Annotated in this window: 25 protein-coding genes and 1 tRNA gene; 19 read left to right on the top strand and 7 right to left on the bottom strand. The window is 67.1% G+C overall.

What is annotated here, in order from left to right; translation table 11 throughout:
- Positions 1–257 precede the first annotated feature (257 nt).
- The 4 genes from SM191_RS07115 to SM191_RS07100 all read left to right on the top strand — a co-directional run bounded on the left by SM191_RS07115 (position 258) and on the right by SM191_RS07100 (position 3006).
- Positions 258–632, top strand: coding sequence for a hypothetical protein (locus SM191_RS07115; protein ID WP_341505572.1), 375 nt, complete (start codon positions 258–260; stop codon positions 630–632).
- Between the two features lie 132 nt (positions 633–764).
- Entirely contained in the window at positions 765–977 is a 213-nt protein-coding gene (locus SM191_RS07110; protein ID WP_267435206.1) for a cold-shock protein, read from the top strand.
- A gap of 84 nt (positions 978–1061) precedes the next feature.
- A complete protein-coding gene (locus tag SM191_RS07105; RefSeq protein WP_307001225.1) occupies positions 1062–1256 on the top strand; it encodes a hypothetical protein in 195 nt (64 codons plus the stop codon).
- Positions 1257–1389: 133 nt separating this feature from the next.
- The gene (locus SM191_RS07100) at positions 1390–3006 is read left to right on the top strand and encodes a DUF5597 domain-containing protein (RefSeq protein ID WP_445949826.1); all 1617 of its coding nucleotides are present in this window, start codon (positions 1390–1392) and stop codon (positions 3004–3006) included.
- A 36-nt stretch (positions 3007–3042) separates the two neighbouring features.
- Here SM191_RS07100 and SM191_RS07095 read toward each other — a convergent pair whose 3' ends face one another.
- The 3 genes from SM191_RS07095 to SM191_RS07085 are packed head-to-tail and all read right to left on the bottom strand — an operon-like array spanning position 3043 to position 6856.
- Positions 3043–4623 (bottom strand): sensor histidine kinase, encoded by a 1581-nt coding sequence (locus SM191_RS07095; RefSeq protein ID WP_341505571.1) that lies wholly within the window; start codon positions 4621–4623, stop codon positions 3043–3045.
- A complete protein-coding gene (locus SM191_RS07090) occupies positions 4620–5342 on the bottom strand; it encodes a response regulator transcription factor (RefSeq protein WP_341505570.1) in 723 nt (240 codons plus the stop codon). Before SM191_RS07090 ends, SM191_RS07095 begins: the two co-directional genes overlap by 4 nt.
- A complete protein-coding gene (locus tag SM191_RS07085; protein ID WP_341505569.1) occupies positions 5339–6856 on the bottom strand; it encodes a DUF4153 domain-containing protein in 1518 nt (505 codons plus the stop codon). The genes SM191_RS07090 and SM191_RS07085 overlap by 4 nt, the downstream gene beginning before the upstream one ends.
- A 205-nt stretch (positions 6857–7061) precedes the next feature.
- Here SM191_RS07085 and SM191_RS07080 point away from each other — a divergent pair, with 205 nt between their 5' ends.
- The 6 genes from SM191_RS07080 to SM191_RS07055 all read left to right on the top strand — a co-directional run bounded on the left by SM191_RS07080 (position 7062) and on the right by SM191_RS07055 (position 13058).
- Entirely contained in the window at positions 7062–8867 is a 1806-nt protein-coding gene (locus SM191_RS07080) for a DUF885 domain-containing protein (protein WP_341505568.1), read from the top strand.
- Between the two features lie 53 nt (positions 8868–8920).
- A complete protein-coding gene (locus SM191_RS07075) occupies positions 8921–9511 on the top strand; it encodes a hypothetical protein (RefSeq protein WP_341505567.1) in 591 nt (196 codons plus the stop codon).
- Positions 9512–9675: 164 nt separating this feature from the next.
- On the top strand, positions 9676–9987 hold the full coding sequence (locus SM191_RS07070) for a hypothetical protein (protein ID WP_267435198.1): 312 nt from the start codon (positions 9676–9678) through the stop codon (positions 9985–9987).
- Between the two features lie 110 nt (positions 9988–10097).
- On the top strand, positions 10098–10796 hold the full coding sequence (locus SM191_RS07065; RefSeq protein WP_341505566.1) for a hypothetical protein: 699 nt from the start codon (positions 10098–10100) through the stop codon (positions 10794–10796).
- Positions 10797–10953: 157 nt separating this feature from the next.
- Positions 10954–12879, top strand: a complete 1926-nt coding sequence (gene dxs / locus SM191_RS07060; RefSeq protein WP_341505565.1) for a 1-deoxy-D-xylulose-5-phosphate synthase — start codon at positions 10954–10956, stop codon at positions 12877–12879.
- The gene (locus tag SM191_RS07055; protein WP_341505564.1) at positions 12876–13058 is read left to right on the top strand and encodes a hypothetical protein; all 183 of its coding nucleotides are present in this window, start codon (positions 12876–12878) and stop codon (positions 13056–13058) included. The genes dxs and SM191_RS07055 overlap by 4 nt, the downstream gene beginning before the upstream one ends.
- A gap of 202 nt (positions 13059–13260) precedes the next feature.
- On the opposite strand, the gene SM191_RS07050 is transcribed toward SM191_RS07055, so the two are convergent.
- Entirely contained in the window at positions 13261–13941 is a 681-nt protein-coding gene (locus tag SM191_RS07050; RefSeq protein WP_341505563.1) for an RBBP9/YdeN family alpha/beta hydrolase, read from the bottom strand.
- Positions 13942–14079: 138 nt separating this feature from the next.
- Here SM191_RS07050 and SM191_RS07045 point away from each other — a divergent pair, with 138 nt between their 5' ends.
- The 5 genes from SM191_RS07045 (at position 14080) to proC (ending at position 17210) form a co-directional block, all read left to right on the top strand.
- Positions 14080–14814, top strand: a complete 735-nt coding sequence (locus SM191_RS07045; RefSeq protein WP_341505562.1) for a TlyA family RNA methyltransferase — start codon at positions 14080–14082, stop codon at positions 14812–14814.
- Between the two features lie 72 nt (positions 14815–14886).
- Positions 14887–15456 (top strand): TspO/MBR family protein, encoded by a 570-nt coding sequence (locus SM191_RS07040; protein ID WP_445949825.1) that lies wholly within the window; start codon positions 14887–14889, stop codon positions 15454–15456.
- A 22-nt stretch (positions 15457–15478) separates the two neighbouring features.
- Positions 15479–15757, top strand: coding sequence for an accessory factor UbiK family protein (locus SM191_RS07035; protein ID WP_267435191.1), 279 nt, complete (start codon positions 15479–15481; stop codon positions 15755–15757).
- Positions 15758–15895: 138 nt separating this feature from the next.
- Positions 15896–16399 (top strand): YbjN domain-containing protein, encoded by a 504-nt coding sequence (locus SM191_RS07030; RefSeq protein ID WP_267435190.1) that lies wholly within the window; start codon positions 15896–15898, stop codon positions 16397–16399.
- Positions 16400–16409: 10 nt separating this feature from the next.
- Positions 16410–17210, top strand: a complete 801-nt coding sequence (gene proC, locus SM191_RS07025; protein ID WP_445949824.1) for a pyrroline-5-carboxylate reductase — start codon at positions 16410–16412, stop codon at positions 17208–17210.
- 124 nt (positions 17211–17334) lie between these two features.
- Here proC and SM191_RS07020 read toward each other — a convergent pair whose 3' ends face one another.
- Entirely contained in the window at positions 17335–17832 is a 498-nt protein-coding gene (locus tag SM191_RS07020; RefSeq protein WP_267435189.1) for a MarR family transcriptional regulator, read from the bottom strand.
- 57 nt (positions 17833–17889) lie between these two features.
- On the opposite strand from SM191_RS07020, the gene SM191_RS07015 reads away from it, so the two are divergent.
- The 3 genes from SM191_RS07015 (at position 17890) to SM191_RS07005 (ending at position 21325) form a co-directional block, all read left to right on the top strand.
- Entirely contained in the window at positions 17890–18987 is a 1098-nt protein-coding gene (locus SM191_RS07015; RefSeq protein WP_307001200.1) for a branched-chain amino acid aminotransferase, read from the top strand.
- A 60-nt stretch (positions 18988–19047) separates the two neighbouring features.
- A tRNA-Gln gene (locus tag SM191_RS07010) sits at positions 19048–19122 on the top strand.
- A gap of 112 nt (positions 19123–19234) precedes the next feature.
- Positions 19235–21325 carry an integrase gene (locus tag SM191_RS07005; protein ID WP_341505560.1) on the top strand — a complete coding sequence of 697 codons (2091 nt, stop codon included), beginning with the start codon at positions 19235–19237 and terminating at the stop codon, positions 21323–21325.
- 22 nt (positions 21326–21347) lie between these two features.
- Here SM191_RS07005 and SM191_RS07000 read toward each other — a convergent pair whose 3' ends face one another.
- Together SM191_RS07000 and SM191_RS06995 are read right to left on the bottom strand one after the other, a co-directional pair.
- Complete coding sequence (locus SM191_RS07000) at positions 21348–22691, bottom strand: sigma-54-dependent transcriptional regulator (protein ID WP_341505559.1); 1344 nt, start codon at positions 22689–22691, stop codon at positions 21348–21350.
- Positions 22688–24442: a sensor histidine kinase gene (locus SM191_RS06995; RefSeq protein ID WP_341505558.1), complete on the bottom strand. Its 1755-nt coding sequence runs from the start codon at positions 24440–24442 to the stop codon at positions 22688–22690. The genes SM191_RS07000 and SM191_RS06995 overlap by 4 nt, the downstream gene beginning before the upstream one ends.
- 152 nt (positions 24443–24594) lie before the next feature.
- Here SM191_RS06995 and SM191_RS06990 point away from each other — a divergent pair, with 152 nt between their 5' ends.
- Positions 24595–24918, top strand: a complete 324-nt coding sequence (locus SM191_RS06990) for a hypothetical protein (RefSeq protein WP_341505557.1) — start codon at positions 24595–24597, stop codon at positions 24916–24918.
- Positions 24919–24932: the final 14 nt, after the last annotated feature.

Genomic DNA, 24932 nt, shown 5'->3' with positions numbered 1-24932 from the left:
CTTTGACCTCCGACAAAAATGGCGCGACGCGAGCGGCGCGACGTGGTACCCGTGGCCATCGCCGGTTTGACATTTCGCAAGCGCTGGCGGCTGAGAGACCTCGTGCTCCCGCTTGTCGCGTCGGAGCCTTGTGATGACCAGCCTGCCCCGCCCCACCGATCGCGACGACTGCGCCGTCCGGCAAGGGCGAAGCGCATGATCGCCCGCCTCGTCACCCGCTGGCTGCGACGCTGGTACTGGCGCCGGGCGGGACGTCATTGAGCCGCCTTGCCATCCCGTCCGAGGCGGAACGGGACCGCGCGCACAGCGCCCTGATGAACGGCATCCGCGTGGTGGAGGAGCGCATCGCCCCGCTCTGGACCACGCGTTTCTCGGACATGACCGAGGGGGGGCGGATCGTGCGGGCGCGCGTCACCGCCAACGGCTTTCGCGAACTCGACGTGCTGCTCGCCCACTGGATCGGCCTGGTCGCGATGCGCCCGGTGCGGATGGCCGAGATCGGCGACTGGCGCGAGGCGGATCGCGACGATCCCACGATCTTCACCGCCAAGGAAATATTGCGCCTTGCCGCCGAATATCGCCGCATCGCGCCGCCATTGCACGGGGCGGGTGCTTGCGAACTGGCCGCTTGATCCCCATCTGATAAGCGCTTTAGTCGCATATCGACGGTTTTCGGCGCTTTGCGGCCTTTTTCCTTCTTTCCCTGCTGTCGAGGCCCCTTGGGCCCGCCGGTCTCCGGCAGACCCGTTACCGAAGGAAATATCATGAGCCAGAACGGAACCGTCAAATTCTTCAACGCCGACAAGGGCTATGGCTTCATCACCCCGGACAATGGCGGCACCGACGCCTTTGTCCATGTGTCTGCGGTGGAGCGGGCCGGGATGATCACGCTCCAGCAGAACCAGCGCATCGGCTATGAACTCGAAGAGGATCGTCGCGGCAAGATGGCGGCGGTCAATCTCCAGCCGGTCGATTGATTGATGACGAGGGGGCGGGGTCGATCGATCCCGCTCCCTCGATCGTTTTGCCTGCCCTTATTTCTCCATCGGAAAGGCCCCGTCATGCGTGACTCCGAAATGTATCTGCAACGTGCCGCCGATTGCCGTCACCAGGCCGATGAGTCGGACCTGGCCAATGTCCGCGACCGTTGCCTGCGCGCCGAAGCGGCCTGGTCGGCGATGGCGCAACGATCGCTGCGGACCGAGGCGGCACGCGATGCGCGGGCGGTCGTCGGTGCGGCGTCGCACGCCGTCTGATCCGCGTCGGAATATGCCCTTCGGGAAGGGCTGAGACTATTCGACACCTCTCCGCCGGTTGATACGGCGCGCATCCCCGTGCACAGAAGCGGCATGGCGCGGCCATAGCGCCGATTGGGGGAGGGGGATTGCGATGCGCCGTGCAATGGGATGGGCCGTCATGGCGCTGGGGCTGGCGACACCGGTCGCCGCGCAGAGCGATGCGGTGCCACGCATCGTGACCAGGGCGGGGCGTCATGTCCTGATGGTCGATGGACGACCGTTCCTGATGCTGGGGGCGCAGGTCAACAATTCCAGCAACTATGCCGCCGCCTTGCCACAGGTCTGGCCGATGCTCGACCGCATCCACGCCAACACCATCGAGATCCCCGTCGCCTGGCAACAGATCGAGCCTGTCGAGGGGCGGTTCGATTTCTCCTTCGTCCAGACGCTGCTCGAACAGGCGCGGGCGCATGACAAGCGGGTCGTGCTGCTCTGGTTCGGGACGTGGAAGAATACCTCGCCCGGCTATACGCCCGATTGGGTCAAGCTGGACAATCGCCGCTTCCCCCGGATGAAGACGCGGGGCGGACAGGACCATTATGCGCTGACCCCGATGGCGCGCACCACGCTAGAGGCGGACAAGCGCGCCTTCGTGCGGCTGATGACCTATTTGAAGGAGCATGATCCGCAGAACACGGTGATCATGGTCCAGCCCGAGAATGAGGTCGGCAGCTATCGCAACCCGCGCGATTTCTCGGTCGCGGCGCAGGCCTTGTTCGACAAACCGGTGCCGGGCGAATTGGTCCGAAAGCTCGGCAAGAACCCAGGCCATTGGCAGGCGGTGTTCGGAGCGCAGGCGGACCGGGCCTTCAACACCTGGTACACGGCGCGCTACATCGATGAGATCGCGGCGGCGGGCAAGGCGGTGAAGCCGCTGCCCATGTACGTCAACGCCGCGCTGGCGGGGCCCTCCAACGTGCCCGATCCCGATGGCGTGGCGAGCGGCGGGCCGCAACAGGACGTGCTCGACATATGGAAGGTCGCCGCGCCGTCGCTCGATGCCGAGGCGCCCGACATCTATGACCGGGCGAGCGGGAATGTCGGGCTGTATCTGAACGCCTATGCGCGGGCGGACAATCCGCTGCTGGTGCCCGAGATCGGCAATGCGCGCGAGTTCGCCCGCTATTTCTACGAGGCGCTGGGGCGCGGGGCGATCGGCTTCGCGCCGTTCGGCATGGATGATACCGGCTTCTTCAACTATCCGCTGGGCGCGCGGGTGCTGGATGCGGGGACGCTCGATGCCTTTGCCGGGCCTTATGGCGCGGTGGCCGGGGTGATGCGCGACTGGGCGCAGGCGGCGTTCGAGCATCCGACATGGGGCGCGGCAAGGCCCGACGATGGCGGCGACCGCGAGACGGTGATGGGCGACTGGCGCGTCCGGGCCGAGTTCGGCCAGTGGCAGTTCGGCGAGAAAAGCTGGACCTGGCTGAAGTCCGAACCCGCGCCGTGGAAGGCGGAGCCGGTCGGCGGCGTCGCGGTCATCCATCTGTCGCGCGACGAATTCCTGCTGACCGGCGACCATGTCCGCATCCGCCTGGAGCCCGCGCAACCCGATCCCAAGGCGATGGTCGTCCGGGTTGAGGAAGGCCATTATGCCGATGGCCGTTGGGTCATGGACCGGGTGTGGAATGGCGATCAGACCGATTATGGCATCAACATCGTCGACCGCCCCGTGGTGCTGAAGGTGACGATGGGTCGCTATCGCTAAAGCGGACGGGATTGCTCACATGAATGTCGATCGGCCCTACGTCACGCCCGGTAAGGTCAGCCGCATGGTGGTGCCGGCCTCGCCCTCGACCAGTTCCAGCGTCCCGCCCGCCCCGACCAGCAGCGCCCGCGCGATGGGCAGGCCCAGGCCGGTGCCGCCGCTCGCCCGGCGGGAGGTGAAGAAGGGTTCGAAGATTCGTTCGCGATCCCCCGGCGGGATGCCGCCGCCATTGTCGGCGATGGTGATCACGACCGGCTCGCCCCGCTCGACATGGATGGTCAGCCTATCCGCCCCCGCCTGGACCGCGTTCTCGATCAGCGTCGTCAGCACCGCCTCCAGCGTCTGCGCAGCGAGGGCGATGGAGATGGCGGCGGAGGATGCCGTGACCGTGATGGTCAGGCTCTCCCGCCGATGCGCATCGGCCAGCTTTCGCACCGTCGCCACCGCATCGCTGGCGTCATTCGCGCCCGCCCCGCCCATATCCGCCCGCGCGAGATCGAGCAGGCGCGAGACGAGCAGGGTCAGTCGCTGCGCATCCGCATCCGCATTGGCGAGGAAACGCGCGCGCTCGGTCGCGGACATGGTGCCGCCGTGATCCTGCAGCAGTTCGATCGCGCCGCGAATGCCGGTCAGCGGCGTCTTGAACTCATGGCTGACCGCATGGGCGAAGTTGCGCAGATAATGCGACCGCGCCTCGATCGCCTGCGCCATGGCGGCGAAATCGCGGTAGAGGTCCTGGATCTCGATCGCGGCGGTGGCGGGGATGGCGGGCACCGTGCCGCGCCCCGCCGCCACGTCGCGGCTGGCGTCCTGCAACTCCTCGATCGGGCGGGCGATGGCGCGGGACAGCACCCCCGACAACAGGATCAGCGTGCCGAGGATCGCCAGCACGCCGATGACGATCTTCCCCCAATCCTGATAGAGCCCGACGAACAGCGACCGTGCCGAGCGCGAAAGCAGCAGCACCCCGACAACCCGGCCGTCGACCCATATCGGTCGCGCATGGTGCACCCGCGTCGCCGCCGCGCGCGACAGCCAGTCGAAGCGGTAGATCGCCTTGTACCGTCCGTCACGGCGCAGGACGGTGCGGGGCGTGCCGCCCAGGGCCGCCTCGACCTCCGGCAGATCGGCATAGCTCCCCCGCCGCGCGGTGCCGGTGACGATCCGGCCATACCGGTCGAGCAGGATGATCGAGGCGAGCGTCGCGGCGCGGGTGTCGGCCAGCACCGGGGTCAGCCGCATCCCTGCCTGCCGGGCATCGGGGGCGGGCGGCGGCGCAGCGACCGGGACGGGGCGTTCGGGCAGGATCGGCGTCGCGCTGAGATCGACCGAGCTGGCGTTGGTGCCATAGGAACCTGGCGAGACCGACCCCCCGCGCCGGACGGCGCGTTCCGGAACGGCGGCGGGCCAGAGCGCCCCGGCACTGGCCGCCAGCGCCGCCCCTTGCGCCACCAGTTCCGCCTCGGTCTGGCGAACCAGCGTGTTCTCATAGACGCGCAGCGCCACCGCCCCCACACCCGGCAGCGCGGCGACCAGGAAGAAGCTGGCGAACAAATAGGTCCGCAGCGCCAGGCGGGGCCAATGCCGCTTGCCCCAGGCCTTCAGCCGCGCGATCACGCGCCCGCGCCGGTGCAAGCCCCCAGGCGATAGCCGATGCCCGCGCGCGTCTCGATCAGGTCGCTGCCGCCCCGCTCGGCGAATTTGGCGCGCAGGTTGCGGATATGGCTGTCGACGGTGCGGTCGGTTACCGCGAAGCCGGGCCCGTGCAGCCGGTCGATGATCGCGTCGCGCCCGAACACCTTGCCCGGCATCACCGCCAGCGTGCGCAGGATCGAGAATTCGGTGACGGTCAGCGGCACGTCCGCCCCGGCCCAGCGCGCCTGCCACCCCTCGATATCCAGGGTTAGGCATCCGTGTCGGATGACCGACCCGGCATGATCGACGCTGGGCGGATGGGCATGGGTCCGGCGCAGGATCGCCATGACCCGCGCCACCACCTCGCGCGGGGAGAAGGGCTTCACGACATAATCGTCCGCGCCCAGTTCGATCCCCAGCACCCGGTCGATCTCGTCATCGCGCGACGACAGGAACAGGATCGGCGTCTCCCCCTCGGCCCGCAGCCGCCGACAGACCTCCAGCCCGTCCATGCGCGGCATGTTGATGTCCAGCACGACCAGATCGGGCCGTCGCGCGGCGGCCTCGACCAGCGCCGCCTCGCCATCGGCCGCTTCGACCGTGTCGAGTCCCGCCTTGCCCAGCGCGAAGACCAGCAATTGGCGGATATTGGGATCGTCGTCGGCGACCAGGATCGTGCGCGGCATGGGGCACAGGATCATGACCGGGCCGCCTTCGTCAACGGGGTCTCCGCCGCTTCGGTTTTCAGCGGCTCGCCGCAGACGGTCAGGACATGCGGGGCAGGGCGTTTCCCGACCAGCGCATGGGCCGCCGACAGCCGTCGTGCATCACGCCAGGTCCAGCTATGCCAGTCGGCCTGCCGGCGTGCGGTTTCCGACATGGTCAGGCCGATGAGATTGGCGGTACGCTGGCGAAGCACCGGCCCCGCCGCGCGGCGTTCCAGCGCGATCAGCGGCAGCAGCGCGGACGGCCCCAGATACTCCAGATAGCAGAGGTCGAGATCGGCGACGCTACGGGCATGGGCGACGTTCCACTGCGCCGCGATGCCGCCCGGGTCGCTGGCGCATCCGGCGGTCAGCACCACGCCCGCCGCCAGCGCATTGGCGTTGACCAGCCACCGTGCCGAATATCCGGACAGCATCCGCCAGCCGATCAGGATCAGCCCGACCGCGACCAGCGCCATCCAGGCGAGCGCCGCGATCCGCCATCCGGTCAGCGAATAGGCGGCGATATAGTCGAGCGTCCGCAGGATGCTGGATGCGACCAGCAAGACATTCTGAGCGACCCACAACAGGATCAGACGGCGCAGCGTCCGGCTCTCACGCGCCGCGCCATCGGGGCGCGCGGCGAGCAACACGAACCCGCCCGCCAACAGGGCGGTCACGATCAGCGGATAGGCCCCCTGATGCGCATAATCGGCCAGCGTCACGCCCTCTGGCAGCGGGGCGCCGCTCCAGAGAAAGGCGATGTCTAGCGCGTTCTGGATCGCGAAGATCAGATTGAATGCCGCCAGTGACAGGATCAGCGTGCCGTGCGCGAGGTGCGGCATCGCGGCGGCGTCCCACTGCAAAACTCCGGTCTGTCGCAGCGTCCGACGCGGCCGCAGGCTGGACCAGACCAGAATGAGGAAGCAACCCGAGAAGATGAGCCGGAGCAGCAGGGTCGACAGATCGGGAAAGCGGATCGCGGCAAAGGCGTTGGCGATCACCGGATTGGCCTGTGCGAACAGGGTAAGGAACACCGCGCTGCCGATCATCGGCAGGACCAGCACCGCCGCCACCTTGACGATCCGGCGGTGATCGCGCCGTCCCTCCGCCCGCGCCAGTCGCCGGGCGTCGCGAAGCGGTGCGACGATGCCCAGCACGCCATGGGCGAACAGCCGCGCGGCCCATCGGATCGCGTCGTCGAACCGTCGCAGCGGCAATAAGGTCGCCGAGCCGATGGCGACGAGGAACAGCAGGGACTTGAGGGGCCCCGGATCGTCGACCAGCATCACCCCGAACAGCGTCGCCATCGCCAGCGCGACGCGTGCCGCCCGGCTGGCGCGGACATCGACGCGGGTCAGCGTCAGGATCACGCTCCACGCCAGCGCGAAGCCGCCCAGCGTCCAGCCGGGCTCTTCGCCATAGAAGAACAGGTGCGCCAGTCCGATCAGCGTGCCCGCGCCGATCAGCTTGACGTGAAAGCCATGGTGTCTGGATATATATGCGGTCATGCCGATCTCCCTCGATGGGAGCCTTGTGCCGGTCGGCCATCGAGACGGGGCGGTCGGCGCGGCGATCATCCTGTCCGAATCCCGTGCAGAAACGGTGCAGGGGCACGGCGGGGATCACGACGGTGGATGCGCCGATAATTCGCTTTGCACAGCCGCTTCAACATCTTAGCGTTCGTGCCTCATGCCATCCGACACGGGAGTATCCATGCAGCGTCGCCAGTTCCTCGCCTCCGCCAGCCTTGCCACGGTCGCCGCCGCCTTGCCGGGAATGGCGCGCGGAGCGGAGGGATCGCGCGACGGGGAATTGCGCGCGATGCTGGACCGCTTCTTCTACGCCCGGCTGGAGGACAGCCCGGAACAGGCGACCTCGCTGGGGCTCGATACCGGCCCGCGCGCGGCGTTGAAGAGCAGGCTCGGCGACGCCTCCCGCGCGGGCGAGGCGCGGCAATTCGCCCGCGCCAGGCAGGAACGGGCGGCGCTGCGCACCATCCCTCGCACCTCGCTGGGGCCGGCGGCGCGGCTGGACTATGACATCGTCGCCTATGGCCTGGACCGGGTGATCGCGGGCGAGCGCTTCGCCTATGGATCGAGCGCGGGCCGCTATGCCCCTTATGTGCTCAGCCAGTTGTCTGGCGCCTATCGCGACGTGCCCGACTTTCTGTCCAGCCAGCACCGGGTCACCCATGCCGCCGATGCCGACGCCTATGTCGCGCGGGTCGAGGCCTTCGCGAATGCGATCGATGCCGAGACGGCGCGGCAGCGCGAGGATGCGGGGCGGGGGGTCTTCGCCCCCGACTATATCCTCGATACGACGCTGAAGCAGTTGGCGGCGGTGCGCGACAAGGCGCCCGAGGCGACCGGCCCCGCCATGGACCTGGCGGCCAAGCTGAAGGCCGCGCAACTGCCGCCCGAGCGTGCCGCCACCGTCGCGCGGCTGATGGGCGAGCGGGTCTTCCCCGCGCTCGACCGCCAGCGGGCGCTGGTCACCGAACTCCGCGCCAAGGCGGTGCATGACGCGGGCGTCTGGCGCTTGCCGGACGGTGCGGCCTATTACACCGCCGCTGCCGCCGCCGCGACGACCACCAATATGGCGGGCGATGAAATCCACCGGCTGGGGCTGGCGCAGGTCGCCGAGATAAGCGCGCGGCTCGACGGGCTCTTGAAGGCGCAGGGGTTGACCCAGGGCAGCGTGGGCGAGCGGCTGGTCGCGCTGAACAAGCGGCCCGATCAGCTCTATCCCAACACCGATCCGGGCCGCGAAGCCCTGCTGGAGCAGCTTCGTGCGCAGGTCGCGGCGATGACCCGTCGCCTGCCCGAGCAGTTCGCGACGCTGCCCAAGGCCCCGGTCGAAATCCGCCGGGTGCCGGAGGCGATCCAGGCGGGTGCGCCGGGCGGCTATTACCAGTCGGCCTCGCTCGACGGATCGCGGCCCGCCATCTACTTCATCAACCTGCGCGACACGTTCGACCGGCCCAAATTCGGTCTGGCGACGCTGACCTATCATGAGGCGGTGCCCGGCCATCATCTTCAGGTCATGTCGGCGCTGGAGAGCCAGGATATCCCGCTCATCCGTCGCCGGGGCTTTTATTCCGGCTATTCCGAAGGATGGGCGCTCTATTCCGAACAGCTTGCCGACGAGATGGGGATGTATGAGGGCAATCCGCTGGGGCAGATCGGCTATCTGCAATCGCTGCTGTTCCGCGCGACCCGGCTGGTCGTCGATTCGGGGATGCATGCCAAGCGCTGGAGCCGGGAGAAGGCGACCGACTATCTGATCGCGACCACCGGCATCGCACGCGGGCGCAGCCAGGGAGAGATCGACCGCTATACCGTCTGGCCAGGACAGGCGTGCAGCTACAAGATCGGGCACACGGTCTGGACCCGCCTGCGCGACGCCGCCAAGGCCAAGGCGGGGGCGGGATGGGATCCCAGGCGGTTCCACGAGGTGCTGACGCTGGGCGCGATGCCGCTCGACGTGCTGGAGCGGGTGGTGCGGGAGCGGATGGCGTAACGCTTGGCCAATCGCCCTGGTCGCGGATAGGGTCGTGGCGGAGGATAATGATGATGACCAAGCCACGCCCGTATCTTGCCGCCCTGACGTTGTTGTTCGCCGCCCTGTCTTTCGGTGGTGGTGCGGCGAGCGCGGCGGACGGGCCATCGCGCGACCTGGGCGACTGGACGCTGGCGCCGAGCGAGGATGGGCAGGGGTGTTTCCTGACCCGCGTCTACAAAAGGCCGGGCGATACCACGCTGCTGCTGGGGTTGGACCGGGACGGGTCCAATCATCTGACGGTGCTGAACGACAATTGGTCGATCAAGCCCAAGGAGCGGCTGGCGCTCGACTTCCGGCTGACGAGTGGCGGCTATCCGAAGCATTTCGCGGTCGGCCTCAACTCGGACGGAAAGCCGGGCTTCGTCACCAGCTTCGAAAAGGCCTTCCCGACCTATCTCGCCCGGTCGCAGCGACTGGATATCGCGCGGGGCGATGTGCCCGTCGAACGGCTGGCGATGGACGGCAGCGGCACGGCGATCGCGGCTCTGCGCGATTGCGTTGCCGCCCGAAAGAGCGCACAGAGAAAGGCTCCCAGGGAAGACCGGGGTAATGACGGCATCCCGCGCGACCCCTTCGCCAAGCAGTCGGATCGCAGGCGCTGAATTCTGAACCAAGACTTAACAGGTCGAGTTGTTTGGCAAGTCTTGGCGATTATTTTGCAGTAAACGCTTGGTCGAAAAACTGGCACGGTCGAACAGAATTGGATTGTCGAACCTTTTTCGCTCAGCTTCGTTGTTGCGGTTGGTTAACGACTGAAAGAACTGTTATGTCTGCTTTTGCCTCCAAATCCCTTCTCGCGGTGGTGACCCTGGCTGGCGCTGTCGGCCTTAGCGGTTGCGCCACCAAGTCCTTTGTCCGCGAACAGATCGCTCCGGTCAGCCAACGCGTGGATTCGCTGGAGCAGCGGCTCCAGCAGACCGACGGCACCGCCAAGGCGGCGCTGGCGGAAGCGCAGGCCGCGTCGGGTCAGGCCCAGGCCAATGGCCAGCGGCTGGATCAACTCGGCGGTCGCGTCGACGGTGTCGAACAGCGCCTGACCGTGCAGGAACAGAAGCCCGCACGGCGCCCCCGTCATTGATCCCGACGCCATTGATCGACTGCGCATCGATCCGATAAATTGAAGCCCCTTAGCTGTGCCGGTCTTCCCATCGCGGAGGACCGGCCATTTTTGTCGAGTCCCTCTTGCCGATGATCCCCATATTGGCGCCGCTGATCGGTCTTGCCCTGGCCACCCCGGCCGTGACCGATGTCCACCGCCCCAAGACGGTCCGCGCCGCGCCCGCCAAGACGGCGCGAAAGGCCCCGCCGACCAAGGCGGATGCCGCGCCTCCGATCCTCCCTTCGCCGGATGTCCAGCGGGTGATGTCGTGGGTCAGCGGCTCGGGCGACAATCGCGGCCTGCCCTGGGCGGTCGTCGACAAGGCCCATGCCGCGCTGTTCCTCTTCGCCCCCGATGGCAAGCCGCTGGCCGCCGTGCCGGTGCTGATCGGGATCGCGCCGGGTGACGAGGCGAGCCCCGGCGTCGGGACCAAGACACTGGCCGCGCTCGGCCCCGCGGAAAAGACCACGCCCGCCGGGCGCTATCTCGCCAAGTTCGGCCTGCCGGTCGCGGGCGAGCGGGTGCTGTGGGTCGATTATGCGACCTCGGTGGCGCTGCATCCGATCCCCAAGGATGCCGGAGCGAAGGAGAAGCGGCGCGAACGGATGCTGTCCCCCACGCCCGACGACAACCGCATCACCTTCGGCTGCATCAACGTGCCCCAGGCCTTCTATGCCCGGCAGTTGCGCCCGACGTTCCGGAAAAAGGGCGGCTATGTCTATATCCTGCCCGACACCAAGTCGCTGGAGGATGTGTTCCCCCGCCTGCGGGCATTGCCGCCGCTTTGACCTTTTGTTGCCGGGGCGCGGCCGATTCGATTGATGGTCGCAACCCGGCCGCCGCCGTCCAGCAGCACCTCCGCCAATTGAAAATTGCTTCGCATCAATGACGGCCCGGTGAACAGTTATAATCGACACCCGTGATTAGCTGGGATAAGCCGGTCAGATGGCAGACATTCCTCAGACGCCGCTGCTCGACACGGTCCATACCCCCGACGATCTGCGTCGGCTGGCTCCCGAACAGTTGCGGCAACTCGCCGACGAATTGCGGACCGAGACGATCTCGGCGGTCGGCACCACCGGCGGTCATCTCGGTTCCGGGCTGGGCGTGGTCGAGCTGACGGTCGCGATCCATTATGTCTTCAACACGCCCGACGACCGGCTGATCTGGGACGTCGGCCATCAATGTTATCCGCACAAGATCCTGACCGGGCGGCGCGATCGCATCCGTACCATCCGCCAGGGCGGCGGCCTGTCGGGCTTCACCAAGCGGACCGAGAGCGAATACGACCCCTTCGGCGCGGCGCATAGCTCGACCTCGATCTCGGCGGCGCTGGGCTTTGCGATCGCCAACAAGCTGGCAGGCACGCCGGGCAAGGGCATCGCGGTGATCGGCGACGGCGCGATGTCGGCGGGCATGGCCTATGAGGCGATGAACAATGCCGAGCAGGCGGGCAATCGCCTGATCGTCATCCTGAACGACAACGACATGTCGATCGCGCCGCCGGTGGGCGGCCTGTCGGCCTATCTGTCGCGCATGGTGTCCAGCCGCGAGTTCCTGGGCGTGCGCGACGTGCTCAAGAAGCTCGCCAAGCGCTTCCCGCGTCCCATCCAGAAGGCGGCGCGCAAGACCGACGAGTTCGCGCGCGGTATGACCATGGGCGGCACGCTGTTCGAGGAACTGGGCTTTTATTATGTCGGCCCGATCGACGGCCATAATCTGGACCATCTGATCCCGGTGCTGGAGAATGTCCGCGACGCCGAGGAAGGCCCGATCCTGATCCATGTCGTCACAAAGAAGGGCAAGGGCTATGCCCCGGCTGAGGCGGCGGCGGACAAATATCACGGCGTCCAGAAGTTCGACGTCATCACCGGCGCACAGGCCAAGGCCCCTCCGGGACCGCCCGCCTATCAGAATGTGTTCGGCGAGGCGCTGGCCCGCGAGGCGGAGAGCGATCCGCGTATTTGCGCCATCACCGCCGCAATGCCGTCGGGCACCGGACTCGACAAATTCGCCGTGACCTATCCCGACCGCTTCTTCGACGTGGGCATCGCCGAGCAGCATGCGGTCACCTTCGCGGCCGGGTTGGCGGCGCAGGGGATGCGGCCCTTCTGCGCGATCTATTCGACCTTCCTCCAGCGCGCCTATGACCAGGTCGTCCATGACGTCGCGATCCAGAATCTGCCGGTCCGCTTCGCGATCGACCGCGCCGGGCTGGTCGGGGCGGACGGGGCGACCCATGCGGGGTCGTTCGACGTCACCTATCTGGCCAGTCTGCCCAACATGGTGGTGATGGCCGCCGCCGACGAGGCGGAACTGGTCCATATGGTCCATACCTGCGTCAACCATGACACGGGGCCGATCGCGGTTCGCTATCCGCGCGGCAACGGCGTCGGCGTGGCGCTGCCCGAGACGCCCGAATTGCTGGAGATCGGCAAGGGCCGCGTCGTGCGCGAGGGCAAGAAGGTCGCGATCCTCTCGCTCGGCACCCGTTTGGCGGAGGCCCTGCGCGCCGCCGACACGCTGGAGGCCAAGGGGCTGTCGACCTCGGTCGCCGACCTGCGCTTCGCCAAGCCGCTCGACGAGGCGCTGATCCGCCGGATGCTGACCACGCATGAAGTGGCGGTGACGATCGAGGAGAATGCGATCGGTGGCCTCGGCGCGCATGTCCTGACCATGGCATCGGACGAGGGGCTGATCGACGGCGGCCTCAGGCTCCGCACCATGCGCCTGCCCGATATCTTCCAGGATCAGGACAAGCCCGAGGTGCAATATGCCCAGGCCGGACTGGACGCCGATGCGATCGTCGAGACGGTGCTGAAGGCGCTACGCCACAACAGCGCCAACGTCCCCGAAGGCGCGCGGGCGTGATCCGCGGCTGGACCGCGGTCATCGTCTTCACGACGCTGGCGGTGGTCATGATGATCGGGTTGAATGTCCGCATGTGGCGGCGAATGAAGGCCGTCACGGCGGCGGCGAAGGCGGAGGCGGCTCGGCATGAGGTCGAGGCGGCTCCATCGGACGAGCGCACAGACCTCCGTTCAGCCTGAGCGAAGTCGAAGGCCAAGGGAAACCCCGTGCCTTCAATCCCACTCCGACAAAGCCGAGATGGTGTACGTGGCGGATGGCGGGGCGTAGCCTTCGACTTCGCTCAGGCTGAACGGAGGAGGGGGAGGGGACGTCTCACCTCCGTTCGCGCTGAGCGAAGTCGAAGCACATGCCCGACCATCGGCCCCGAGCAACGGGCTATACTTATCGCCCCAGATAATGCGCCTGCGCCGCGTCCGTCGCGTTGACCGCCAGCACGGCGCGCGCATCGCCCGGCGATAACGGCCCCGAAGGCGTTGGGCGATCCGTGCCGCTCGCGGCGATCACCCGGTCGAGCAGTTCCTGACCTTCCTGCCACCAGCCCAGACCGCTGGCCGCATTGATATGCCCCTGGTGCCCGGCATCGACGAAATGGCTACCCCAATCGACCGCCAGGCTGTGCGCTCGCTCGATCGAGATCCACGGATCGTCCTGGCTGGCCACTAGGATCGAGGGGAAGGGCAGCGGCGTGCGCGGCGACGGCGCGAAGCCCTTCAACGCGTCCGGCGCATCCGCCCGGTCGACATCGGCGGGCGCGACCAGCAATGCGCCCGCGACCGGCCAGCCATAGGGTTGCGGGGACAATTCCGCCCACCAGGCGACGGCCAGACAGCCCAGCGAATGCGCCGCCAGGATCACCGGCGCCTGCGCCTGGCGGATCGCCTGATCGAGCCGCGTGACCCAGGCATTGCGGTGCGGCGTCGACCACATGCCCAGTTCGACCCGGATCGTGTCGGGTCGCGCCTCTTCCCACAGGCTCTGCCAATGCGAGCGGCCCGAGCCGCCCAGCCCGGGTACGGTGAGGACCGTCGGTTTGCGGGCCTCATAGGATGCGAACGAACCCATATGGCGTCTCCTCGATTCCGGGTCGGGTCGACTCCCGATCCATGTGGTCAATCTATTCCCACTAAAAAGATAGGCAATAGCTTTCGAGCCCAGTGGATCGTGGCTTGCGACGGGCCGAGCCGGGGGGTAGGGGCGGGCATGGCCAAGCTGCGTGTCGACCAGATGCTCGTGGACCGCGGACTCGTGGAATCCCGTTCGCGCGCCCAGGCGCTGGTGATGGCGGGCCTGGTCTTTTCGGGCGAGACGAAGATCGCCAAGCCCGGCCAGCAATTGTCGGAGGATGCCGCGCTCGACGTGCGCGGGCGCGACCATCCCTGGGTGTCGCGCGGCGGCATCAAGCTGGCGCACGGGCTGGAGCATTTCGGTTGGGACGTGACCGATGCGGTGGCGATCGATGTCGGCAGTTCGACCGGGGGCTTTACCGACGTGCTGCTGCAAAAGGGGGCGGCGCGGGTCTATGCGGTCGATAGCGGCACCAACCAGCTTGCCTGGTCGCTGCGGCAGGACCCGCGCGTCATCGTCCATGAACAGACCAGCGCCCGCATCCTGACCGATGCGCATATCCCCGAACCCGTGAACATGATCGTCTGCGATGCCAGTTTCATCGGGCTGGCCAAGGTGCTGGAGCGCCCGCTGAGCTTCGCCGCCCCGGACGCGCGGCTGCTCGCGCTCATCAAGCCGCAGTTCGAGGCGGGGCGTGAGGAGGTCGGCAAGGGCGGGGTGGTCCGCGATCCTGCCGTCCACGCACGCGTCTGCGATCAAGTTGTCGCCTGGCTGACCGAGGCAGGATGGCAGGTCGCGGGCGTGGCCCAAAGTCCCATCACCGGACCCGAGGGAAATATCGAGTTTCTGATCGCCGCATCCCGAAACTGAACGGCTCGGCCCATATAAAATTCACCTTATCCGTTTACTGTCTGTGGCAGGTGCGGCACACCCACGGGCATCATGGCGAAAGAGGGTCAATTGGGTACGATCGCGTCGAAGGGTCAGTTGCGGATGTCCTTCCTGCGCTGGGCGGTCGTCATCGTGCCCCTTGTTCTGCTGATCGGTTTCGCATCGGGGCGCTCGGTGCCCGCGGGCAGCGAGAATGGCTGGTATATGGCGCTCACCAAGCCCGAGCTGACTCCGCCCGGCTGGGTGTTCCCGGTGGCCTGGACGACGCTCTACGTCCTGATCGGTCTGGCGCTCGCGATGATCGTCCATGCGCGGGGTGCGCGGGGGCGGGGCGTCGCCATCGGCCTGTTCGTGGCCCAGTTCGCGCTGAACCTGGCCTGGACCCCGCTGTTTTTCGGCGCGCATAAGGTCGGTACGGCGCTGGTCGTGCTGATCGCGATCCTGCTGCTGTCGATCGTCACCACCGTCGCTTTTTCGCGGATTCGGCGCGGGGCGGCGTGGTTGATGCTGCCCTATCTGGTGTGGCTGTCTTTCGCCGGGGTGCTCAACTGGCGGATCGGCCAGCTCAATCCCGATGCGGAAAGGCTTGTGCCGAGCGCCCAGACCTCCCAAATGCTGTGAAACGAATTTTGGGAATTTGATCATGCAGGCCGATAACAAGCTGTTCGACGATTTCGCCAAGGTGATGAACGGCCTGGCCGGTACCGTCGCCGGCATGGGCCGCGAGGCCGAGGCGAGCGCCCGTTCGCGTGCGCGCGAGTGGATCGGCGGACTGGATTTCGTCAGCCGCGAGGAGTTCGAGGTCGCCAAGGCGATGGCGGTCGCCGCACGTGACGAGGCTGATGCGCTGAAGGCGCGCCTGGATGCGCTGGAGGCGCGGCTGGGTGGTTCGGCGACGGCGACGACCGGGGTCGAATCCTGACTTCCCTAAGTCGTTCCGATCGCTGGTCCGGCGCGGGTCGCCGGACAGCTATCCACAGATTTCGGCATCCGGCTGCTTGCAGCTTGACCGCGCGCGGTGCAACCTGCGGCGGTCTGGGTTTGTTCGCAAGGGCCTGTGATGCTTGAATCGACCGATCATGAAGCCGATGATTCGGCCCCCATCGATATGCTGGAGGCGTATTTCGCCGCCCATGGGTGGGAGCATGAGCGTCATGACGAGGAAATCGTCGCGACGGTTAAGGGCAGCTGGGCCAGCTACGAACTCCGCGCGCTGTGGCGTGATGACGACAGCGTCCTGCAATTCCTGGCTTTTCCCGATATCAAGGTGACCGAGGATCGCCGCGCCAGCATCTATGAGGCGCTGGCAATGGTCAACGAACAGCTATGGATCGGCCATTTCGAGCTTTGGTCGAACAGCGGCATCCTGCTCTATCGCCACGCCGCGATGGTCGATGGCGGGGAGGACGGCACCATCTCGCTCTCGGCGACCGAATTGCTGGTCGAATCGGCGATTGAGGAGTGCGAGCGCTTCTATCCCGTGTTCCAGTTCGTCCTGTGGGGCGGCAAGACCCCGCGCGAGGCACTGGCCGCCGCGTTGATCGAGACGCAGGGCGAGGCCTGAGGGGCTGGACGTGAGCTTTCCTGACGGTCCCATCTGGCTGATCGGCTGCGGCAACATGGCCGGGGCGATGCTGCGGCGCTGGTTGTCCTCCGGGCTGGACCCCCGACAGGTCACCGTCATCACCCGCAGCGGGCGCGCCGCGCCGGAGGGCGTTCGCTCGCTGACCGCGCTGCCCACCGATGAGACGCCCGCGATCCTGATGCTCGGGTTCAAGCCGCAGCAACTGGACGATATCGCCCCGACCCTGGCGCATCTGCGTCCCGCCTTGCTTCTCTCGATCCTGGCGGGGGTGGAGGAACAGGCCCTGGCGTCGCGTATTCCCGCCGATTCGGTGGTGCGGATGATGCCAAACCTGCCGGTCGCGATCGGGCAGGGGGTGACGGCGCTTTACACGAGTTCGACCGATCCGGCCGTCCGTGCGGCGGCGGAAGCGCTGGCGACGCCGCTGGGAATCGCGCCCTGGGTCGAGGACGAGGCGCGGTTCGATGCCGTCACCGCGCTGGCGGGCTGTGGTCCGGCCTTTGTCTTTCGCTTTATCGACGCGCTGGCGCAGGCCGGAGCGGCCCTGGGTCTCGCACCCGAACTGGCGCAGCGATTGGCGCTCGCGACGGTCGACGGGGCAGGGGCGATGGCCATGGCCGCCGACGTATCGGCCGCCACGCTCGCCGACCGGGTGGCGAGCCCCGGGGGCTCTACCCGTGCGGGCTTAAATGTGCTGGACGCCGATGACGCGCTATTGCGGCTGATCGCCGAGACCCTGGCCGCTTCGGAGCGACGCAATCGCGAGATGGCGGCCGCCGCTCGGGGCTGAGGACGTGTTTCGCGCAGAGGCGAAGAACTGTGCAGCTTGGGGGAGCGTTGCCTCACCCCCTGTCGCCTTCTAGCGATTCTAAGATTAAAGCGGCTCTGTTCCCTCGCCACGCCGCCGCGCTAAATCAGCCGTCGTTGGTCCGCAAATCCTCGATCCGGGCGCGTTCCTGCTCGGGGATGAACCCCTCCAGCACGGTCCAGAACCCCGTCACCGCCTGCTGCCCGGCCCGCGCATAGGCCTTGGAAAGCTTTTCGCGCAGCGCGTCGAACAACTCCGCTTCCATCTTCGCGCCGGCGGGCGTCAGACGCAGCAGCCTCTGCCGCCGGTCGCGATCGCCCGGCCGCGTCTCGATCAGGTCGCGGCTTGCCAGTTCGTTGAGCACGCGGCCCAGTGACTGTTTGGTGATCGCGAGCAGCGACAGCAACTCGCTGACCGTCATGTCGGGCTTGCGAGCCATGAAGTACAGGGCGCGGTGATGGGCACGGCCCAACCCTTGCGCGGCGAGACCGCGGTCGATGGATCGCACGAGGTGGCTATTGCCGAAATACAGCAATTCCATGCCCCTGCGGAGTTCGGGCTCGCGGAGAAATTGTGCCGACGCGGACTGGTTAGAGGCAGCCATGTTGACCCGTCTAGACACAGGGCCTAGGCCACGGCAACCCAAAACAGAGAGATGATCATGGACGCGGCACAATCCCTTACGTTTCGGTTCGATCCTTGCGCGACTCCGGTTGCGGCGAGCGAGCGGGCGGCGCGTCTGGTCGATCCGGGCTTCGGTCGCGTCTTCACCGATCACATGGCGCTGATCCGCTATAGCGACGACAAGGGCTGGCACGATGCACAGATCACCGCGCGCGCACCGCTCAGCGTCGATCCGGCGGCCTCGGTCCTGCATTATGCGCAGGAAATCTTCGAGGGGATGAAGGCCTATCGCCTGGCCGATGGCGGCACCGCGCTGTTCCGGCCCGAGGCGAATGCGCGGCGTTTTCAGGATTCGGCGCGTCGCATGGCGATGCCCGAACTGCCCGAGAATCTGTTCCTCGAATCGGTCGAGCGGCTGGTCGAGATCGAGCGGAACTGGATTCCCGAACAGGATGGCGGCGCGCTCTATCTGCGCCCCTTCATGTTCGCGAGCGAGGTGTTCCTGGGCGTGAAGCCGTCTGCGGAATATCTCTACATGGTCATCGCCTCATCGGTTGGCGCCTATTTCAAGGGCGGGGCGCCCGCCGTGTCGATCTGGGTCAGCCAGGGCTATACCCGCGCGGCGCCGGGCGGCACCGGTGCGGCCAAGTGCGGCGGGAATTACGCCGCCAGCCTGCTCGCCCAGAAGGAAGCGATCGCGAACGGCTGTGACCAGGTGGTCTTCCTCGATGCGGTCGAGCGCCGCTGGGTCGAGGAACTGGGCGGCATGAATGTCTTCTTCGTGTTCGATGACGGCTCGCTGGTGACGCCGCCGCTGACCGGCACGATCCTGCCCGGCATCACGCGCGACTCGATCCTGACCATCGCCCGCGCGCAGGGCCTGACGGTGCGCGAGGAGCCCTATGCCATCGATCAGTGGCGCGCCGACGCCGCCAGCGGTCGCCTGGTCGAAGCCTTCGCCTGCGGCACGGCGGCGGTCGTCACCCCGATCGGCAGCGTCGCGGAGCCGGCGGGCCGCTTCACCATCGGCAGCGGCGGCCCCGGCCAGCTGACCACCCGTCTTCGCGAGCAGCTGGTCTCGATCCAGCGCGGCCAGGCCCCCGATCCCCATGGCTGGATGCGCCGCCTGGGCTGAAGATTCGACTGAATAGGGCTTTTCAAGAGCGGCGCGCCGGTTATAAGCGCGCCTCTCCACTGGGGCGTCGCCAAGCGGTAAGGCAACGGTTTTTGGTACCGTCATACGCAGGTTCGAATCCTGCCGCCCCAGCCAGTCACTGATTGCCCCAGCTAAGGGGACCTAAAACTGCGGTTTTCGGTAACTTAGCGGGACTTCGACCATCGCAGTGGCGTCAACTGACGCCAGTCGATGGAGCCAGTCCCTGATGCCAGCGATCGAGAACGTCACCCGCCGCAGCGCGGTCTATTGGTGGCGTCGAAGGCTGCGTTTGGCGCCCGCGAGCGCAAATCCTATAACCGTTGTGACGATGGTCAGCCTTCTGACGAAGGATCAGCCGGTCGCGCGTCGACGCGCGGTCGCGATGACCGGGCGGAGCGAGGCGGTACGGATGAGCCTGTACGAAAAGATCGAGCGTGACGGCCTGACCGCGGAACAGGCCAGTGCGGTGTTCCAGGAGGAGATGGTCCGCTACCGGAACATGCTTGCCTATCAGCACCAGTCGATTCAACAGGACGGCGAAGGAGATGTCGCGGAACGCTTCGCGCAGATGCGGGCCATTTATGGCGCGGTGAACCGCGATTTTGCCGCCAACGGCTTCGGCGATTTTCTGGGGATCGATTATGTCGGCGGTTTCGATCGCCGCTTCGCCGACTTGGACGACGAAGCGCGCGGCCACCTCTACGCGATGCTCGGTCGAGCGCCTGACCTGCCAGAGCACCTGCGGAACGAGGCGCGTGACCTGTTGCGTCGCGTGGGGATCGACGACTCCGACGGTCGGAGTGAGGCGGCCCGTCAGATCATGTGCCAGGCACGAGCGGCGGCCGCGTCGTCGTACGCCGATCCAGTGTTGCAGGATATGGCTAACCGGATGGCCGTTGCGGCGGCCATTATACGGCCCCTGGGCATGGTGGCTCCTTCCCATTCACAGACCGTGGCCCCGACAGCCGGTGTCACGTCCGTGCCCACCGCAGCGAATGTAGCGGCAGACCCCGAGCAATGGGATGAGGAGGATGGGGAGGACGAGAAAGCCGAACGGCAGCGCTATGCGCGCATGACCCCGTTGGAGGTCGTCGAGGCGTATATGAGCCTCAAGCCAAAGGCCCGAGGACGCGTCGCAACGACCAAAGCGGGCGTTAACAGATCGAAGTCACAGGCTAAGACCTGGGGCGACAGTCAACGGCGTCAGTTCAAGGCGGCCGCCTTCCTGTTCGGTAAGTCGAATGGCGGCAAGCCGCTGGCGCGAACGAGGCAGGAGGATCTCAACCGGTTCTACGACCAACTCAACCGCATGCCTTCCACGCACCACAAGTCATCGCGGCACGAGCCTATGACGATCGAGGACATCTGCGTCGAGGCCGCCGACCGGGTGGAGGAAGCGGAGAAGCACAAAGAACGCATCACTTTCACGATTGGTTTGGATGTCGGTACGATTAACAGGCATTTCGCCAACCTGAAAAAGCTGTGCACATGGCTTGCCAGCAAGACGACGATGCGGGCGCTCGATTTTTCCGACTACATTCTGGTGGAAGAGGAGCGCGACGAACGGACGGAGCGAGATCCCTACACCATCCAGCAGGGTCAGGAACTGTTCGCGCTCAGGATCTGGACCGGCAGCATGACGCTGGACGACCGGTTCGCGAAGGGCAGTGGCGGCCGGATCTGGCATGATGCGGCCTATTGGATCATGCCGATCGTCTGGTACTCGGGTATGCGGCGTGAGGAAGCGTGCAAGCTGCTCGTCGAGGACATCGGCGAGGAAGATGGCGTCCCCTATTTCGACATCCGCAATACCCGTGCCGGGCGGGTCAAGACCGCCAAGAGCACTCGGAAGGTTCCCATCTGCGCGGAACTTCGTCGGCTCGGCCTGCTGGACTACGTCGCCGCGATGCGGGCGGCAGGCGAAGAATATCTCTTTCCGGAAATCGTGCCCGGCAAGGGCGGCCGACCGTTGGGCGATGTGTTCTTCAACACCATCTGGCTGAAGATCAAGCCGCTGTTGACGCTCATCAAGCCGGGCCAGGCCGTACATAGCGGTCGACACATGGTCAGCACCGAGCTGAAGGCGTTGCAGACCTTCGAAGAGACGCGGGCCGACCTCCTCGGGCAGCAGATCGGCGGCGAAAATGCCGTTCGCTATGCGGGAGCGACGCGGCTGGAGATCCTGGCGGATGTCGTGGACCGCCTGCCCATCGTCACTGGGCATCTGCCCTCGCCCGAAACCATCAACCTCCTTCCGAAGCATCTGCGCTGTGCGCGCCCGACGCGTGAGTCGGCGGGCCGGAGGACGAGAGGCTGACCGGCGTGGTTACAGGACGGAATCAGCGCAGCCCCATCCGATCCATCTTCTTGAGCAGGCCGACTCGCGACAGGCCCAGTTCGCGGGCGGTATGAGTGTGGTTGTGGCCAGTGCGCGCCAGTGCCTCGACAATGCGGCGGCGTTCCAGCGCGGCGACTTCCTCTTCGAGACTTTGAGGGGCGGCGGATACGACGCTTTCTGACGGGATATCGCCGATCGCGAAGGCGAGGTCGGCGGCGGTGACGATGGTGCCCGCCGCGCCCGGGATCGCCAGCGCGGCGGCGCATTCGACGGCCGAGCGCAATTCGCGGACGTTGCCGGGCCATGCCCGGCTTGCCAGCCAATCCAGCGCGTCCGGCGAGAAGCTGGCTCGGCCTTCGCTACCCCGCCGCAGGAACAGGCGGGCCAGCAACGGCACATCCATCGCCCGCTCGGCCAGCGAGGGCGTGCGCAGCACCACGCCTTTAAGCCGGTAGAACAGGTCTTCGCGGAAACTACCCTCCGCCACGGCGGCGGCGAGGTCGCGATGGGTGGCGGCCACGATCCGCACATCTGCCTCGCGCGGGGCACGGGCGCCGACCGGCTGATAGCTGCCGTCGTTGAGGAAGCGCAGCAGCTTGACCTGCATGGCGGCGGGCATCTCGCCGATCTCGTCGAGGAACAGTGTGCCGCCATGCGCGGTCTCGATCAGGCCGGGCCGATCGACGGTGGCGCCGGTGAAGCTACCCTTCAGATGCCCGAACAACTCGCTTTCCAGCAATTCGGCCGGTACCGCGCCGCAGTGGATCGGAACCAGCGGCCGGGTGGCGCGCGGCGAGGCGGCGTGGATCGCGCGGGCGACCAGTTCCTTGCCGGTGCCGCTCGGCCCCAGCACCAGCGCGGGGAGCCGGGTCGGCGCGACGCGGCGGATCAGGTCGCGCAACCCCGCCATTGTCGGCGAGGTGCCGACCAGTCCCATATCCTCCTCCGCCCCCGCCTGCGCCCGCAGAGTGGCAACCTCGCGCGCGAGCCGCGCCCGCTCCAGCGCGCGGGCGACGACGACGCGCAGCATGTCGGGATCGACCGGCTTGGCGAGAAAGTCCCACGCCCCGGCCTCGACCGCCTTCAGCGCCAGAGCGTGATCGGCATGGCCGGTCATCACCACCACCGCGGCGGGGGCGAAGGAGGGGATCAGCGCTAACCCCGCCACCGGGTCATGGTGCGGCGGCATGGCGAGGTCGAGCAAGACGAGGTCGGTGGGATTGGCCCTGAACGCCGCCACCGCCGCGTCGCCATCGCCGACGACCTCCACGTCGTGGCCGAGGCCACGCAGCCACGCCCCGGTCAGCCGCTGGAAGGCGGGTTCGTCATCGGCGAGCAGGATCATCGGGATGCTCCGAAGGTCAGGCGGAAACAGGTCGACCAGCCGGGTCGCTCGGCCAAGGTGACCGAGCCGCCATGCGCCTCCATGATCCGCCGGACGATGGCGAGGCCGAGGCCGGTGCCGCCGGGACGGCGCGAGACGAAGGGGCGAAACAGGCTGTCCGCGATTTCGGGCGCGATGCCGGGGCCGTCGTCGCAGATGTCGATGGTGACCGGCGGCCCGACCTCCGCGAAGATGGCAACGCGCGTGCCGAGCGCGCGGCCGTTGTCGACGAGGTTGGTGAGTGCACGCAGCAGCGCGTGGCGGTCCGCCGCCACCATCAGGCTGTCCGGGACATGGACCTCCACGCCCAACGACGCGACCACGTCCGCCACGATCAACGGCTGCGGCACGATCGCCCAGGCACGGGCATAATCGAGGATGTCGGTGACGAGATGGTTCATCCGCGCCACCTGCTCGCCGACCTCGTTTCGCACCTCGGGCGGCGCGCCGGTGGCGGCCATCTGAATGATGCCGAGTGGGTTGCGCAGGTCGTGCGCGACCGTTGCCGCCAGCGCGCCGAGTTCGGCCAGCCGCGCCTCCCGCTCCGCCTCAACCAACTGGCGGGCGACGTTCAGGCGGCGGGCGCTCTCCGTCACCAATCCGGCGAAGCGCTCAGCGACATGCCGCGTGGCGATCGGCGCGTCGTCCCAGCCGGTGAGGGTCACCGTCTCGCCGTCGATCGACAACGTCGGGCCATCCGCCGGCAGGCTCAAGCGCTGTCGAAGGAGCGAACGCGCCGTCTCACCCAATGCCGCTTCGTCGGTGGGCTCCGCCAATTGGTCCCGCCATTCGGCCAGGTCCGCCTCGCTGATCCGCCCGCCCGGAAAGACGATCCTGTCAGCCAGTCGCTTCAATGGCGCAAGGATCGCGAGTCCCAGCGCCAGTGTCGCCGCTAGCGCCGCCCAAGTGGCGAACAGCCCCGCCGGACGCCCCGCCAGCGCTAGCGGCAGCGAGGCGATCAGCGCGCTCGCCGCGCCCGCGCCCGCGACGAGCATCAGCCATACCAGCCCCCGGCGCGCCCACACATCCGCGGCCATGAAGCGGTGCCGCACGATGCCATAGACCAGCGCGACCGAGTAGAAGGGCAGCAGCAGGACCGGCCACGGATAGGCGTCGATCCCCAACGCCGGAAAGGCGAAGCCGGTCAGCGCGACGAGCCCGATCAGGCTGGAGACGAACACCGCGCCCGCCTGCCTGCGGTGCTGGCCGTCCTGCTCGCGCCAGGTCTGCGCCAGCCGCAGATGCCCGGCGATGGACAGTATGGCCGCGACCGCCAGCACGCACCAGCCGATCGTCGAGGGCACGAACATGCCCGGAAATTCGCGCCAGGGCGCGACCGTGCCGACATCAAAGATCAGCCCGATCAGCGTCGTGAAGGCGGCGGTCGCATAGGCCGCGATGGCGACGGGCCGCAACGCGCCGCATAGCGCGAAGGCGAAGGCGAGATGGACGAACCCCGCAGCCGGCAGCGGCGACAGCGCGATCAGCGTCGTCGTCACCGGCCCAACGGCCGGGCCGAAGATTGCGGGCAGGACCTGCGCGATGCTCCACAGGGCGACGCCCAGCAGAAACACCGCCAGCAGCGTCGATCCCGGCACGGCCCTGGCACGGAGCGCCACGAACAGCGCCAATAACGCGCTGGCGATCGCGGTCAGCGACAGCGCACCGATATAGGCGAAGAGGCCAACAGCTATATCCATCGTTGACAGCATCGCAGCATCTTCCGTTCACGGTGTAAACATCGCGCGCAATTCCGAAGGGTGAAATGCACGGATTTCCGTCGATCGTGGCAATTGGCATGCCATTCGCAATGCTCCTTCCGAGCCGGGCGATCGTCGCCAGGTACTCGAAGGGAGACCGAACCATGTTGCTGCCGATCGCAGCCCTGCTGCTGACCTATGCGCTGACCGCGCTCATCTCTTTGCTCGCGGCCGTCGTGCTCTGGCGCCCGCTGGCAATCCTGCTTGCCGAGCTCTGCGGAACCGAGGAGCGGTCACGCTTCTGGACGGTGTGGTCGACCGTGATGATGGTCGTGACGCCGATGCTGTTCGTGTCCTGGCGCGGCGTGGCCACGGAGCCGACCCAATTGGTGCAGGGCACGATGACCAGTGCGCTGCTTGGTGTCCTGATGGCGCTGGCCGGCATGGGCATGGCGGTGTGGAGCCGCAGCCCTCGCGCCGATGCCTGACGGGAGCGAGACGT

Source organism: Sphingomonas sp. 2378 (genome assembly GCF_038084995.1).
Lineage (GTDB): Bacteria > Pseudomonadota > Alphaproteobacteria > Sphingomonadales > Sphingomonadaceae > Sphingomonas.
The sequence above is the reverse complement of the archived record's forward strand: the minus strand, read 5'-3'. Positions and strand labels throughout refer to the sequence as shown.